Origin of the sequence: Pseudomonas sp. RW407 (genome assembly GCF_003176655.1) — a bacterium.
Lineage (GTDB): Bacteria > Pseudomonadota > Gammaproteobacteria > Pseudomonadales > Pseudomonadaceae > Pseudomonas > Pseudomonas delhiensis.
Window position 1 is genome coordinate 323,243 of sequence record NZ_QGSL01000106.1, and the last position, 14,782, is coordinate 338,024.

14 protein-coding genes are annotated in these 14,782 nt (G+C 69.5%); 3 read left to right on the forward strand and 11 right to left on the reverse strand.

The window, feature by feature from the left end; translation table 11 throughout:
- Positions 1-393: 393 nt before the first annotated feature.
- The 7 genes from DK254_RS18335 to ppc form a co-directional block, all read right to left on the reverse strand.
- Entirely contained in the window at positions 394-1,179 is a 786-nt protein-coding gene (locus tag DK254_RS18335) for a class I SAM-dependent methyltransferase (RefSeq protein ID WP_109934928.1), read from the reverse strand.
- 47 nt (positions 1,180-1,226) lie between these two features.
- On the reverse strand, positions 1,227-2,054 hold the full coding sequence (locus DK254_RS18340) for an oxaloacetate decarboxylase (RefSeq protein WP_109934929.1): 828 nt from the start codon (positions 2,052-2,054) through the stop codon (positions 1,227-1,229).
- Positions 2,055-2,104: 50 nt separating this feature from the next.
- The gene (locus tag DK254_RS18345; protein ID WP_109934930.1) at positions 2,105-2,965 is read right to left on the reverse strand and encodes a DUF72 domain-containing protein; all 861 of its coding nucleotides are present in this window, start codon (positions 2,963-2,965) and stop codon (positions 2,105-2,107) included.
- Complete coding sequence (locus DK254_RS18350) at positions 2,962-3,312, reverse strand: hypothetical protein (protein ID WP_109934931.1); 351 nt, start codon at positions 3,310-3,312, stop codon at positions 2,962-2,964. Before DK254_RS18350 ends, DK254_RS18345 begins: the two co-directional genes overlap by 4 nt.
- A gap of 64 nt (positions 3,313-3,376) precedes the next feature.
- The gene (gene tsaB / locus DK254_RS18355) at positions 3,377-4,051 is read right to left on the reverse strand and encodes a tRNA (adenosine(37)-N6)-threonylcarbamoyltransferase complex dimerization subunit type 1 TsaB (protein WP_109934932.1); all 675 of its coding nucleotides are present in this window, start codon (positions 4,049-4,051) and stop codon (positions 3,377-3,379) included.
- Between the two features lie 87 nt (positions 4,052-4,138).
- Positions 4,139-4,786 carry an adenylate kinase gene (gene adk, locus DK254_RS18360; protein ID WP_089391528.1) on the reverse strand — a complete coding sequence of 216 codons (648 nt, stop codon included), beginning with the start codon at positions 4,784-4,786 and terminating at the stop codon, positions 4,139-4,141.
- A gap of 160 nt (positions 4,787-4,946) precedes the next feature.
- The gene (gene ppc / locus DK254_RS18365; RefSeq protein WP_109934933.1) at positions 4,947-7,583 is read right to left on the reverse strand and encodes a phosphoenolpyruvate carboxylase; all 2,637 of its coding nucleotides are present in this window, start codon (positions 7,581-7,583) and stop codon (positions 4,947-4,949) included.
- Between the two features lie 195 nt (positions 7,584-7,778).
- Here ppc and DK254_RS18370 point away from each other — a divergent pair, with 195 nt between their 5' ends.
- The gene (locus DK254_RS18370; protein WP_089391526.1) at positions 7,779-8,126 is read left to right on the forward strand and encodes a pilin assembly protein; all 348 of its coding nucleotides are present in this window, start codon (positions 7,779-7,781) and stop codon (positions 8,124-8,126) included.
- Positions 8,127-8,278: 152 nt separating this feature from the next.
- On the opposite strand, the gene cadR is transcribed toward DK254_RS18370, so the two are convergent.
- Positions 8,279-8,746 (reverse strand): Cd(II)/Pb(II)-responsive transcriptional regulator, encoded by a 468-nt coding sequence (cadR, locus tag DK254_RS18375; RefSeq protein WP_074985207.1) that lies wholly within the window; start codon positions 8,744-8,746, stop codon positions 8,279-8,281.
- 85 nt (positions 8,747-8,831) lie between these two features.
- On the opposite strand from cadR, the gene DK254_RS18380 reads away from it, so the two are divergent.
- Positions 8,832-11,096 (forward strand): heavy metal translocating P-type ATPase, encoded by a 2,265-nt coding sequence (locus DK254_RS18380; protein WP_109935780.1) that lies wholly within the window; start codon positions 8,832-8,834, stop codon positions 11,094-11,096.
- A 50-nt stretch (positions 11,097-11,146) separates the two neighbouring features.
- Here DK254_RS18380 and DK254_RS18385 read toward each other — a convergent pair whose 3' ends face one another.
- Positions 11,147-12,349, reverse strand: coding sequence for an ISL3 family transposase (locus DK254_RS18385; protein ID WP_109931384.1), 1,203 nt, complete (start codon positions 12,347-12,349; stop codon positions 11,147-11,149).
- Positions 12,350-12,610: 261 nt separating this feature from the next.
- Here DK254_RS18385 and bfrB point away from each other — a divergent pair, with 261 nt between their 5' ends.
- On the forward strand, positions 12,611-13,087 hold the full coding sequence (gene bfrB / locus DK254_RS18390; protein WP_009618404.1) for a bacterioferritin BfrB: 477 nt from the start codon (positions 12,611-12,613) through the stop codon (positions 13,085-13,087).
- A gap of 40 nt (positions 13,088-13,127) precedes the next feature.
- Here the strand turns inward: bfrB and DK254_RS18395 are convergent, their stop codons facing one another.
- Together DK254_RS18395 and grxD are read right to left on the reverse strand one after the other, a co-directional pair.
- Positions 13,128-14,288 (reverse strand): MFS transporter, encoded by a 1,161-nt coding sequence (locus DK254_RS18395; protein WP_109934934.1) that lies wholly within the window; start codon positions 14,286-14,288, stop codon positions 13,128-13,130.
- A gap of 79 nt (positions 14,289-14,367) precedes the next feature.
- Entirely contained in the window at positions 14,368-14,694 is a 327-nt protein-coding gene (gene grxD / locus DK254_RS18400) for a Grx4 family monothiol glutaredoxin (protein WP_058070522.1), read from the reverse strand.
- Positions 14,695-14,782 lie beyond the last annotated feature (88 nt).

The window sequence follows — 14,782 nt, forward strand, 5'->3', positions numbered from 1 at the left end:
TGTGCCGGTGCCTGGCCTGAACTCCGCTCCCTCTCCCTAACCCTCTCCCTGAAGGGAGAGGGGACCGTTCGGTGTGCTTGGATGTTCTGGAGTTAGTCGGCAACTCCAGCGGTTTCCGGCTGAAACCATTCCTTGTCTCGGCACGGACAAGCCCCCTCTCCCTTCAGGGAAAGGGGGCCGTTCGGAGTGTTTGGATGTTCTGGAGTTAGCCGGCAACTCCAGCGGCCTCCGGCTGAAACCATTCCTTGTCTCGGCACTGACAAGCCCCCTCTCCCTTCAGGGAGAGGGCTGGGGAGAGGGGACGGACTTCGACATCGCTCCGGAGCAGGGCCTGACGCCATTGTTCGCGAGCAAGAGCTAGGCGCCCCCCTCGCTCCTACGAAAAGCCGTCAGTCAGGGCTTGAGGGACTTCAACGGATAGATGTCATACCGGCTCGACTTGCCTTCCAGGCTGTAGCTGGGCTTGGCGCCGTCGATGATCGGCGCCTTGCGCGGGCGCTTGACCACCACGCGGTGGCTGGCCAGGGCCAGGGCCGCCTGGAGCAGCGCCGGGGCGTCCTGGTCGTCGCCCACCAGGGGACGGAACAGGCGCATTTCCTTCTTCACCAGGGCGCTCTTGTCGCGGTGCGGGAACATCGGGTCGACGTAGACCACCTGGGGCGCCTCGCCCTGCCAGGCGCCCATCAGCTCGATGGCGTTGCCCGGCAGCAGTTGCATGCGCGCCACTATCGGCGCCACTTCCAGGTCGCGCGCGGCGCGGGCCAGGCCGTCCTCCAGCAGGGCGGCGATCAGCGGTTGGCGCTCGATCAGCTGCATCTCGCAGCCCAGGGTGGCGAGGACGAAGGCGTCGCGGCCCAGGCCGGCGGTGGCGTCGAGCACGTGCGGGCGTACGCCCGGCTGCACGCCCACCGCCTTGGCGATCATCTGCCCGCTGCCGCCGCCGAACTGGCGGCGGTGGGCGGCGGCGCCCTCGACGAAGTCCACGCGCACAGGCCCCGGCGAATCCGGGCCCAGTTGCAGCAGTTGCAGGCCCTGCTCACCGACCTGCAGGGCGAAGTCCGCCACGCCCTCCTCCGCCAGTTCCAGGCCCAGGCGCTGCGCCCATTGCCCGGCGGCCTCGCGGCAATGCGGCGCCAGGGCCTGGACGATGATGCGGGGGGTGGCTGCGCTGGCGCTCATGCGGGTCGATCCGGTGCAAAAGCGCCGATTCTACCGCAGCCCCGGGCTCAGCGCCGGAACAGCGCGTTGAGGCGGGCGAAGGGCATGCCCTCCTGGGTCGCCTCCAGGTGCCCGCTGGCCAGCTCGGTGGCGGCGTGGAAGAAGGCGCCGTAGGCCACCCGCGCCAGGGACGAGCCCAGGCTGACGCGCTTCACGCCCAGCTCCGCCAGTTCGCTCAGCGACAGTTGCAGGGCCGGCGAGCCGACCAGCACGTTCACCGGCCGCGGCGCCACCGCGCGCACCACCGCGTCGATCTGTTCGCGGGTGCTCAGGCCGGGGGCGTAGAGCACGTCGGCGCCGGCCTCGGCAAAGGCCACCAGGCGGCGGATGGTGTCGTCCAGGTCGTCGCGGCCGTGCAGCAGGTTCTCCGCGCGGGCCGCCAGGGTGAAGGGGAATTCCAGGGAATGCGCGGCCTGGACCGCCGCGCGCACGCGCTCCACGGCCAGCTCGAAGGGATAGATGGGATCGTCCGGGCGGCCGGTCGCGTCCTCGATGGAGCCGCCCACCAGGCCGATGCTGGCGGCCAGGCGAATGGTCGCCACGCAGTCCTCGGGCGCATCGCCGTAGCCGTTCTCCAGGTCCGCGGCCACCGGCAGCGGCGTCGCCTCGACGATGGCGCGGGCGTTGGCCAGGGCTTCCTCGCGGCTCACCTCGCCCTCGGCGTCGCAGCGGCCAAGGGCGAAGGCCAGGCCGGCACTGGTGGTGGCCAGGGCCTCGAAGCCCAGGCCGGCGAGCATCTTCGCCGAGCCGGCATCCCAGGGGTTGGGCAGGACGAACAGGCCGTCGCGCCGGTGCAGGGCCTGGAAGGCCAGGCCGCGTTCGCGTTGGGTGGTCATGGGCGCTCTCCGTGCCTGAGGGGAGCTTGCAGGTTAGCGCAACCGGGGCCTCAGAGCAGGCCCAGTTGCTCCACTTCCGGCTGCGGCAGCTGCAGCGCCGGCAACCCCGGCAGGCGCTCGCCCAGCAGGGCGTGGAAGCGCTGCGCCTGTTCGGCGGCGCGGTGGTTGTCCGGGGTGTGGAGGAACACGTGGGGCGTCAGGCCGTCCTCGATCCAGCCGGCCACCTTGTCCACCCAGGGCGTCAGGTAGGCCCGGTTGGCGTCCAGGTCCGGCCCGCCGATGAAACGCACCTGCGGGCTGTCGCTGAAGGCCGCCGGGCGCACCGGAATCCTCGGTTTCTTCGATTGCGCGTGGCGCACCGCCGGGTCGTCGGAGCGGCAGGCGAACAGCGCCCGCGAATCCAGGCAGATGCGCTCCACGCCGCGCTCGTGGAGCAGGCGGTTGAGCACCCGCTCTTCCTCGCCCTTGTCGAAGAACGCCGGGTGGCGTACTTCCACGGCGATGCGCCGGGCGCCGAACTCATCCAGCCAGGCGGCCAGCTCGCCCAGGCGCTGCGGGCCGAAGCCGGCGGAAAGCTGCAGCCACAGCGGGCTCACCCGTTGCCCCAGCGGTGCCAGCAGGTCGAGGAAATCGCCGGTGGCGCCGAACTGCTCGCGCAGGTCGCCTTCGTGGCTGATGTCGCGGGGCAGCTTGGCGCAGAAGTGGAAGTCCGCCGGCATGGTCTGCGCCCAGCGTACCAGCGTTTCGGCGCTGGGCCGGGCGTAGAAGGTGGTGTTGCCCTCCACCGCGTTGAACACCTGGCTGTAGAAGCCCAGGGTATCGGCCGGGCGCAGGTCGGCAGGGTAGAAGCTGCCGCGCCAGGCGGGCTCGTTCCAGGATGGGCAGCCCAGGTAGTACGGCAGGGCCATCAGGCGTAGAGGTCGATGCCCAGCACTTCCGGGGCGTCGTAGCCGCCCAGCGGCAGGTTGGCGGTGCTGCTGTAGCTGGCCAGGGCCTGGGCGGCGCGGTTGCTGACCGGGCGCTGGTAGGCCAGGACGTCGCTGAGGACGATGGGCAGGCTGCCGGTGCCGGCGTTGCCCGGCTCCACGTAGCGCGCCTGCGCCTGCTGCTCGAAGCCCTGGCTGGCGGCGATGGACGCCGGCTGCTCGCGACGCGCCTCGGCCTCGCGCATGACCTCGCGATAAGGCGTGACCGCGGTGCCGGAGCGGCTGCCGGAGTCGGGCGTGATGGAGTAGCTGGACAGGCCGTCGATGCGCATCTTTCAGGGCTCAGCGGGTAAGGATTTCACTCTAGCGAGCGCTCCCGGGCTTGGCAATCGCCGGTCAGCCGGCCTTGGGCGTGGCCACGTTGTCGCGCAGGTACACCGGCTGCGCCTGGTCCGCCGGCACGGCATCGCCGCGCTGCCAGGCGAACAGCGCCAGGTCCAGCAGGTCCTGGGCGTTGGGCAGCAGGCTGGCGTCCTCGGCCTGCACCTTCACCGCCAGGCGCTCGCGGTAGCCCCAGCCGGTGCCGGCGCCGAACCAGTCGCCCCGGGCATCGCGTGGCAGCGCCACGTGCTCCGGCGGCAGCACCGCCTCGGCGCCGGCCAGGCGCATCTCGCCCTGCTCCAGGCGGTAGCTGCCCCAGTACACCTCGTCCATGCGCGCGTCGATGGCGGCCGCCACCTGGCTGGCGCCATGCTCGCGGTGGGCGCGCTGGGCCAGCACGGCGAGGTCGGAGATCGGCAGCACCGGCTTGTCCAGGGCGAAGGCCAGGCCCTGCACCACGCCGATGGCGATGCGCACGCCGGTGAAGGCGCCGGGGCCGCGGCCGAAGGCGATGGCATCCACCGCCCCCAGGGCGATGCCGGCTTCGTCGAGCAGTTCCTGCACCATCGGCAGCAGGCGCTTGGCGTGCAGCCGCGGGATCACCTCGTGGCGGCTGAAACGCCGGCCGTCGTGCAGCAGGGCGACGGAGCAGGCTTCGGTGGAGGTGTCCAGGGCCAGCAGGGTGGGCATCGGGGTCTTCCGGCAAGCTGAAAAAGGGCGGGCATTATAAACGCCAAAGGCCCGCAAGCGGGCCTCTGGTGCAGGTCGGGCGGCGGCTCAGCTGAGCGCGGCCAGGACCTTGGCGGTGATCTGGTCGACCGAGCCGACGCCTTCGACGCGGCTGTACTTCGGGGTGCCTTCGACGGCGGCCAGCTTCTGGTAGAAGTCGACCAGCGGCTTGGTCTGGGTGTGGTAGACCGACAGGCGGTGGCGCACGGTCTCTTCGCGGTCGTCGTCGCGCTGGATCAGGTCTTCGCCGGTGACGTCGTCCTTGCCGGCGACCTTCGGCGGGTTGTGCTCGACGTGGTAGACGCGGCCGGAGGCCGGGTGCACGCGGCGGCCAGCCATGCGGCTGACGATCTCTTCGTCGTCGACGGCGATCTCGACCACGTGGTCGATGGTCACGCCGGCTTCCTTCATGGCCTCGGCCTGGGGAATGGTGCGCGGGAAACCGTCGAACAGGAAGCCGTTGGCGCAGTCGGGCTGGGCGATGCGCTCCTTGACCAGGTTGATGATCAGGTCATCCGAAACCAGGCCACCGGCATCCATCACGCTCTTGGCCTGCAGGCCCAGCTCGGTGCCGGCCTTGACCGCCGCGCGCAGCATGTCCCCGGTGGAGATCTGCGGAATGCTGAACTTCTCGGTGATGAAGCGGGCCTGAGTACCTTTGCCGGCACCGGGCGCCCCGAGCAGAATCACACGCATCGATATGCTCCTTAGTCTTGTTGAAAGCGAAATCCCGGATCTGCCTTATGGGGCCAATCTGAACATGCTTGAAATGGCGCAGGAATACGCCGAAAGGCTGATCAAGATACACAGCGCACCCTGAGCGCACAAGCCACCGGAAAGTCGTGGTCGGGGCCCCTCAGCCGGTGTTGCGCAGCCCCGCGGCGATGCCCGCCACCGTCACCAGCAGGGCCTGTTCCAGAGCGCCGCAGGCGTCGCCCTCGCAGCGTCTGGAACGGGCCAGCAGCTCCGCCTGGAGCAGGTGCAGCGGGTCCAGGTAGATGTTGCGCACGGCTATGGATTCGCGCGTCTCGGTGGCCTGCGCCAGCAGGCGCTGCTGGCCCGTCAGGCCGAGCACCACGCGCAGCGCCTGCGACAATAGGTCGCGTAAATGCGCACCTAATGGTCGCAGTTCCGATTGCACCAGACGTTCGTCGTAGAGTTGGGCGATCTCGCCGTCGGCCTTGGCCAGGACCATCTCCAGCATGTCGATGCGCGCGCGGAAGAACGGCCACTGGCTGCGCATGCGCTCCAGCAGGCTGCCTTCGCCGCGGTCGATGGCGTTGAACAGCGCGGTCTCCCAGCCCAGCCAGGCCGGCAGCATCAGCCGTGTCTGCGTCCAGGCGAAGATCCACGGGATCGCCCGCAGGCTCTCGATGCCGCCCTGGCGGCGCTTGGCCGGGCGGCTGCCCAGGGGCAGGCGGCCGAGCTCCTGCTCCGGGGTGGCCTCGCGGAAGTAGTCGACGAACTGCGGCGTCTCGCGCACCACCTGGCGGTAGGCGGCCAGGGAGTCGGCGGCCAGGCGCTGCATCTCCTCGCGCCAGGCCGGTTCCGGCGCCGGCGGCGGCAGCAGGGTGGCCTCCAGCACCGCGGCCAGGTAGAGGTCGAGGTTCTGCCGGGCGATGCCGGGCAGGCCGAACTTGAAGCGGATCATCTCGCCCTGCTCGGTGGTGCGGAAGCGCCCGGCCACCGAGCCCGGCGGCTGCGAGAGGATGGCCGCGTGAGCCGGGCCGCCGCCGCGCCCGACGGTGCCGCCGCGGCCATGGAACAGCAGCAGCTCGACGCCATGGGTGCGGCAGATGTCCACCAGCGCTTCCTGGGCGCGGTACTGCGCCCAGGCGGCGGCCAGGGTGCCGGCGTCCTTGGCCGAGTCGGAGTAGCCGATCATCACTTCCTGCGGCCCGGCCAGGGCTTCGCGGTAGGCGTCCAGGCCGAGCAGGCGGTCGATGCAGGGGCCGGCGTTGTCCAGGTCGTCGAGGGTCTCGAACAGCGGCACCACCCGCATCGGCCGGCGCAACCCGCACTCCTTGAGCAGCAGTTGCACCGCCAGCACGTCGGACGGCTGGCCGGCCATGGAGATGACGTAGGAGCCCAGCGACGCCCGCGGCGCGGCGGCCGCCACGCGGCAGGTGGCCAGGACCTCGGCGGTGTCGGCGCTGGCCTGGTAGTCCGCCGGCAGCAGCGGGCGATGGTTGCCCAGCTCTTCCAGGAGGAATTCCTGGCGCACCGCCTCGTCCCAGTCCTGGTAGCGGCCCAGGCCCAGGTACTCGGTGATCTCGCTCAGGGCGGCGGCATGGCGGCCGGCGTCCTGGCGGATGTCCAGGCGCGTCAGGAACAGGCCGAAGGTGGCGGCGCGGCGCAACGTGTCGAGCAGCGCGCCGTCGGCGATCACGCCCATGCCGCAGGCGTGCAGCGAGCGGTGGCACAGCTCCAGCGGCTCCAACAGCTCGCGGTTGTCCTGCAGCACCGCCTCGGGTGCAACCTCGTCCTCGGCCAGCGCGCGTTCGGCCCAGGCCCGGGTGGCCCGCAGGCGCTCGCGCAACTGCTTGAGCAGGGCGCGGTAGGGCTCGGCCACCGCGCCGGTTTCCGCCAGCAGTTCCTCGCTGGCCTGTTGCATGGAGAGGTCCGCGGCCAGGCTGTCGACGTCGCGCAGGTACAGGTCGGCGGCCATCCAGCGCGCCAGCAGCAGCACCTCTCGGGTGATGGCGGCGGTGACGTTGGGGTTGCCGTCGCGATCGCCGCCCATCCAGGAGGCGAAGCGGATGGGCGCGGCCTCCAGCGGCAGGCGCTGGCCGGTGCCGTCTTGCAGGGTCTCGTCGACGTGGCGGAGGAAATCGGGCACGGCCTGCCACAGCGAATGCTCGATCACCGCGAAGCCCCACTTGGCCTCGTCCACCGGCGTCGGCCGGGTGCGGCGGATCTCCTCGGTGTGCCAGGCCTCGGCCACCAGCCGGCGCAGGCGCCCGTCCACCTGCTCGCGCTCCTCGGGGAGCAGGTCGGCGTGGTCCTTGGCCGCCAGTTGCGCGGCGATGGCGTCGTACTTCTGGATCAGCGTGCGCCGCGCCACTTCGGTGGGGTGTGCGGTGAGCACCAGCTCGATGTCCAGCTGCGCCACCTGGCGCGCCAGTTCCGCCGGCTCCACGCCGGTCTTGCGCAGGCGCCCCAGCAGCTCGCCCAGCACGCGCTGCTCGAAGGGCTGCGGCTCCTTCGGCCCGCGGCGGCGGATGCGGTGGTACTGCTCGGCGATGTTGGCCAGGTTGAGGAACTGGTTGAAGGCCCGCGCCACCGGCAGCAGCTCGTCCTCGCCGAGGCCGTCGAGGGCCGCCGCCAGCTGCCGCGCGCCTTCCGCCGAACCGCGCCGCGCCGCCTTGGCGCCCTGGCGGATCAGCTCGACCTTGTCGAGGAAGGCCTGGCCGTACTGGTTGCGGATGGTCTGCCCGAGCAGTTCGCCGAGCAGGTGCACGTCCTCGCGCAGGCGCGCGTCGATATCCGCCATGACGGGTTCTCCGTGTCTGATTCTACTTACAGTGCCGCCTGGCGACACCGGCTGACAAGCGTGCGACGAACGCCCGCGATCCTGCTCCGACAGCGTCTAGGCTGAATGTGATCCCGAAGGAATCGGGAAATTCTTCCCGGCGGCCCCAGAAGGGCCGTCTTCCACGCCGGCCACGAGCCGGCCCACGAGGTGAACATGAAGATCCGCGATCTGGTACGCCATTGGGAACAGAACGCCAGGGGGCGCATGACCAGCCACAGCTACAGCATCCCGCTGGACGTGGAAACCGCGGCGCGCCTGGCCGCGCTGCACGACATGTACCCCAAGCGCAGCGTCGAGGAACTGCTGGGCGAGCTGGTCGGCTCGGCCCTGGAAGAGCTGGAGGCGAGCTTCCCCTACGTGAAGGGGCAGAAGGTGGTGGCGCACGACGAGCAGGGCGACCCGCTCTACGAGGACGTCGGCCCTACCCCGCGCTTCCTGCAGCTGTCGCGCAAGTACCTGCACGAGCTGACGGGGCACCAGGAAGAGCCGAGCCACAGCTGAGCCCATCCCGTAGGGCGCATAACGCCTCCGGCGTTATCCGACGTTTGGCCTTGGTCCCCGGCGGCTCCGGGACCAACCTTGGCGTTGACTTTGGCCTCGGTGTATCGGCGGATAACCGCGAACGGTTATGCGCCCTACGGCTGGAACGGGCTTCAATGCCGGCCATGCACCCCGGGCACATGCAGGTGCCCGGCCTCGGCGCAGGCTTCCGGCACCGCCGAGGGCTCGGCGGGCAGCTGCAGTTCGCGGAGGATGCCGCAGTCCTCGCTGTTGCCGCTGCCGCTGCAGCGGGCGCGCAGGTCCTGCAGTTGCTGGCGCAGCGACTGCAGCTCGGCGATGCGCACCTCGACGTGGTGCAGGTGCTCGTCGATCAGCCGGTTGGCGGTGCCGCAATCGGACTCGGGGCGGTCGCGCAGGCCGAGGAGGATGCGGATCTCCTCCTGGGTCATGTCCAGCGAGCGGCAGTGGCGGATGAACGACAGCCGCTCGACGTGGGCGTTGTCGTACTGCCGGTAGTTGCCGCCCGTGCGCGCCGGTTCCGGCAGCAGGCCCTCGCGCTCGTAGTAGCGGATGGTCTCCACCGGGCAGCCGGTCAGTTTCGCCAGTTCACCGATCTTCATCAGCCTTTCCTCCCGGAACCGCTTGACTCTGTAGTTGCTACAGGGTGTGCAATCGCAAGCATACCGTCAAATGGGAAACGACCTGATGACCGACGCCAACAGCCGCCAGCCTGGATGCGGGCCCTGCTGCCACGACCACGCCCCCGCCGCCGCGCACCGCCACGAGCACGACCACGGGCATGACCACCACCACGAGCGCCCGCGCCATGCCGAAGCCGCGCTGGGCGCCGCCGCGGCCGTCGCCACCGGCGAGCTGCGCTGGAGCAGCCTGCGCATCGAAGCCATGGACTGCCCCACCGAGGAGCGCCTGCTGCGCGACGCCCTGGGCAAGCTGCCGGCGGTGGAGCAACTGGAATTCAACCTGATGCAGCGCCTGCTCAAGGTGCAGCACCGCTTCGACAGCCTGGAACCGCTGCAGAAGCTGGTGGCCTCCCTGGGCATGGAAGCCGAAGCCATGGAAGACGGCCAGCCGCTGGCCAGCGCGCCGGCGAAGCACAAGCCCTGGTGGCCGCTGGCCCTGGCCGGGGTGCTGGCGCTGGCCGCGGAGGTCTGCGAATGGTTCGCCCTCGGCCCGCAGTGGCTGGTGGCCGGCCTGGCCGTGGCGGCCATCCTCGGCGCCGGCCTGCCGACCTACCGCAAGGGCTGGATCGCCCTGAAGAACCGCGACCTGAACATCAACGCACTGATGAGCATCGCCGTGACCGGCGCCATGCTCATCGGCCAGTGGCCGGAAGCGGCCATGGTGGCGGTGCTGTTCGCCATCGCCGAGCTGATTGAGGCGCGCTCCCTGGAACGCGCGCGCAGCGCCATCCGCGGCCTGCTGCAACTGGCCCCGGAACAGGCCACGGTGCTGCGCGACGGGCAGTGGCAGGACGTGCCGGCCAAGTCGGTGGCCGTGGGCGAGCGCGTGCGCGTGCGCCCCGGCGAGCGCATCGCCCTCGACGGCGAGGTGCTCGACGGCCGCTCCAGCGTCAACCAGGCGCCCATCACCGGCGAGAGCCTGCCGGTGGAGAAACAGGCCGGAGAGCCGCTGTTCGCCGGCAGCATCAACGGCGAGGGCGCGCTGGAGTACGCGGTGAGCCGCGGCGCCGACGACAGCACCCTGGCGCGGATCATCCACGCCGTGGAAGAAGCCCAGGGCTCGCGGGCGCCGACGCAGCGCTTCGTCGACCAGTTCGCACGCATCTACACGCCAGTCGTGATCCTCATCGCCATCGCCACCGCGCTCATCCCGCCGCTGGCCTTCGGCGGCGCCTGGCTCGACTGGGTGTACCGCGCCCTGGTGCTGCTGGTCATCGCCTGCCCCTGCGCGCTGGTGATCTCCACCCCGGTGACCATCGTCAGCGGCCTGTCGGCGGCGGCGCGCGCCGGCATCCTGATCAAGGGCGGGGTGTTCCTCGAACTGGGCCGGCAACTGCAATGGCTGGCCCTGGACAAGACCGGCACCCTCACCGAAGGCCGCCCGACGCAGACCGACTTCCACGGCCTGCGCGGCGACGCGGCGCGCGCCCGTGCGCTGGCCGCCAGCCTGGCCGCCCGCTCCGACCACCCGGTGTCCCAGGCCGTGGCCCGCGCCGCCGAAGCCGACGGCCTGGCGCTGTATGCCGTCGACGCGCTGGAGGCCATCCCCGGCCGCGGCGTGAAGGGCGAAGTGGACGGTCGCCTGCACCACCTGGGCAACCACCGCCTGGTGGAGGAACTGGGGCTGTGCTCGGCGGCCCTGGAAGCCCGCCTGGACGCCCTGGAGCAACAGGGCAAGACCGTCATCGTCCTGCTCGACGACGAAGGCCCGCTGGCGCTGTTCGCCGTGGCCGACGCGGTCAGGCAGACCAGCCGCGAGGCGCTGGCCGAACTGCACGGCCTGGGCGTGAAGACGCTGATGCTGACCGGCGACAACCCGCACACCGCGGCCGCCATCGCCGCCCAGGTGGGCATCGACCAGGCCCGCGGCAACCTGCTGCCCGAGGACAAGCTGCGCGAGGTCGAGCAGCACCAGGCCGGCGGCGCGCGGGTGGGCATGGTCGGCGACGGCATCAACGACGCCCCGGCCCTGGCCCGCGCCGACATCGGCTTCGCCATGGGCGCGGCGGGCACCGACACGGCCATCGAGACCGCCGGCGTGGCGCTGATGGACGACGACCTGCGCAAGCTGCCGCAGTTCATCCGCCTGTCGCGCCGCACCCACGCCGTGCTGGTGCAGAACATCAGCCTGGCGCTGGGCATCAAGGCTGTGTTCCTGGCCCTCACCCTGGCCGGCCTGGGCACCCTGTGGATGGCCGTGTTCGCCGACATGGGCGCCAGCCTGCTGGTGGTGTTCAACGGCCTGCGCCTGCTCCGCCTGCGCTTCTGAAAGCCGCGCCGCAGATAGGGCCGTCCTTCCGGGCGGCCATTTTTTTTGGTTCATCGCGCTTTCCCGGGGAAGGCGGCCTTGATTTTCAGGAAGAAGTAGGCGGAGTCCCTGAAGCCATAGGCCATGCGCTTGATCACCTTGATGCGGTTGTTTACCCCTTCCAGCAGGCTGGTGTGCATGGGGAAGCGAGCGCTGGCCAGGATGCCTCGGACGTATTTGCGCAGATTGCGAGCGAAGCGTTGCAGCGGGGCCAGGCCACTGTCCCTGGCGTGGCGCAACCAGTCCCGCCAGCGGCGCCAACCCTCCCGCACGCTGGGGGCGTACCAGATTTCCTTGAGCGCATCCTTGAGCACGTAGACCGTGGCCAGTGGCTGGTTGGCCTCGAGGATTTCCTGCAACTGCACGGCTTGCTGATCCTTGAGGTTTTCGCGATTGCGCAGCAGCAACCAACGACTCTGCTTGATTACCTTGCGTGCCGCTTTGTCCTGGCGTAGCGCGTTGGCCTGATCGACACGGATGCGGTCGATCACCTCCCGGCCATAGCGAGCCACCACGTGGAATAGGTCGTAGACCACTTCGGCACGGGGGCAATGCTGTTTTACTTCCAGATCGAAGGCGGTGTTCATGTCCATCGCCACGGCCTCGATTTGCTGGCAGCGCTCACCGAGCAGTTCGAAGAACGGCTGAATCGCCTCGCGGCTGTTGCCATGCCCGACCCACAGCACGCGTGTCCGCTGCGCATCCATGATCACGGTGGCGTAACGATGTCCTTTGTGAAGAGCGAACTCGTCCATCACCAGGCGGCGAACGTCACCCGGCTCGAAAGCACCGACTGCGGCCTCTAGACGACGTTTGTCGAGCTGCTTGAGCGTGTGCCAATGCAGACCGACGAGGCGACTGACGTGACTGATGGGCAGTAATTGCAGCAAAGCCTCGAGCCAGATGCGCAAGCGCTGGGTCAAGCGCGACGCTGGCTCCAGCCAGTCGATCCGCTCGGTCACCCGACCACAGCGCAGGCAGTCGACGCGGCGCACCGGCAGTTGGAGCAGGACGCGCTGGTCGAACAGATCGCGATCACGCACCCGGCGAATCCGCCGTTCGTGGATTAATGGACTGGCCTGACCGCAGCGCCCGCATTTGGGGACAGCGCTGGCGTGAGGCTTGAGCTCGATCAGCAGGGTGCTGTCGGCAGATGGGTGGCAGGCGATGACTTCGTAGCCTGGCCAGAAAGCAGCAAGATCAATAGGATGCACGGCGACAGCAGGGGGTGGGGGTTGGTTCGTTTGGCGACTGCCAATCTACCCGCTTCCCTGACTGTCAATCCGCTCTTTCCCCAGACTCCGCGAAGAACCTTTTTTTATGCCCGCAATTCAAGTATTTAGCGTCTAACTGCGGAATGAAAACATTCGTATTCATATTCCTTTTTATAACTAAATCAATAGCTTACGTTTGACATCAGGTTATAAGAAGCCCAAAATTTCAGTCCTACCCCACTCCATACGGCAGGACTCGGCATGAAAGGCGACAAGAAAGTCATCCAGCATCTGAACAAGGTCCTCGGCAACGAGCTGATCGCAATCAACCAGTACTTCCTGCACTCGCGCATGTGGAACGACTGGGGCCTGAAGCGCCTCGGCGCCCACGAGTACCACGAGTCGATCGACGAGATGAAGCATGCGGACAAGCTCATCGAGCGCATCCTCTTCCTCGAGGGCCTGCCCAACCTGCAGGACCTGGGCAAGCTGCTGGTCGGCGAGAACACCCAGGAAATGCTGCAGTGCGACCTGAACCTGGAACTCAAGGCCGCGAAGGACCTGCGCGACGCCATCGTGCATTGCGAAAGCGTGCATGACTACGTCAGCCGCGACCTGCTCAAGAACATCCTCGAGTCCGAGGAAGAGCACATCGACTACCTGGAGACCCAGCTCGGCCTGATCCAGAAGGTCGGCCTGGAGAACTACCTGCAGTCGCACATGCACGAAGACGACTGATGGCTACGGGCGCCGCCCCGCGCGGCGCCCCGGCCCTGCTCTACCCCGCCTGCTGCGGGCGGCGCACCAAGTGCGCCCAGCACAGCAGCCCCGCGCACAGCCCCACCACCACCAGCAATGCCAGGCGCAGGCCGATGTGCTCGGCCAGGATGCCGATCAGCGGTGGCCCCAGCAGCAGCCCGCCATAGCCGAACGACGCCACCGCGGCGACCCCGCTCGATGCCTCCACGCCCGGCCGGTTGCCGGCCGCGCCGATGAGGATCGGCACCACCACCGACAGGCCCAGGCCGACCAGGGCGAAGCCCGCCACCGACAGCTCGACGCGGCCGCCGAACAGCGCCAGCAGCATGCCGGCGATGGCCAGCAGGCTGAGCCCGCGCACCAGGGCGACGTCGGCGACGTGCAGGCGCAGGCGGTCGCCGAACAGCCGGCCGACCACCATCGTCGCCGAGAAGGCCGCGAAGCCCAGCGCCGCCACCCGCTCCGAAGCGCCCAGGACGCTGTGCAGCAGCAGCGCGCTCCAGTCCGCCACCGCGCCTTCGGAGACGAACGCGCAGAGCGTCAGCAGCCCCAGGCCGACCAGCGCCGCCGGTGGCAGCCGCGGACCGCGGCGGCGCGGTTGCGCCTCGGCCTGCGGTTCGCTGCGCCCCTCCAGCAGGCGCCGGCCGAACAGCGGCAGGGCCAGCAGCGCCAGCACGGCGAGCAGGCTGAAATGCCAGAACGGCGTGAGCCCCGCCAGCAACGCCGCGCCCAGCGCGCCGAGCAGGCCGCCGAGGCTGTACATGCCGTGCAGGCTGGACAGGCAGGGCCGGCCCAGCAGGCGTTCCACCTCCACCGCCTGGGTGTTCATCGCCACGTCCAGGGTGGCGAAGGTCAGCCCCACCAGCAGCAGCGCCAGGGCCAGCTCCCACCAGCCGTGGCACAGCCCCAGCAGCGGGAACACCAGCAGCAGCGCCGCGGCGCTGGCCAGTGTCACCCACCGGCTGCCGAGGCGGCGCACCAGGGCGCCAGCGAAGGAGAACGCCAGCAGCGCGCCGAGCCCGGCGCCCAGCAGCGCCTGGCCCAGCGCCTGCTCGTCGACGCCGGTGAGGCTCTTCAGCGCCGGGATGCGCCCCATGACGCTGCCATGCACCAGCCCGCCCGCGCCGAAGCAGAAGGCGCAGGCCCAACGGGCCGCGCGGGCCCTCTTGCGGTCGTCCATCGGTTCGAATCCCTTCCCCGCACAAATGAAAAACCCCGCGCTGGCGCGGGGTTCTTCGCTACGACGGCTACGCCGTCGATCAGGCTTCGGCGTTGCCGACGGCCTGCTTGATCAGCGGCTGCAGTTCGCCCTTCTCGAACATCTCGACGAGGATGTCGCTGCCCCCGACCAGCTCGCCACCCACCCACAGCTGCGGGAAGGTCGGCCAGTTGGCGTACTTCGGCAGGTTGGCGCGGATTTCCGGGTTCTGCAGGATGTCGACGTAGGCGAATTTCTCGCCGCAGGCCATCAGCACCTGCGCGGCGCGGGCGGAGAAGCCGCACTGCGGAGCGTTCGGCGAACCTTTCATGTACAGCAGGATGGGGTTGTTGGCGATCTGCTCTTTGATGGTATCGATGATGTCCATTGGCTAACCTCGGCTGAACTTCGCTACTGCCCGGCCATGCAGCCGGTACTTTGCCGGCAGTGTACCGGAAAGCCGAGCACCGCGCTCG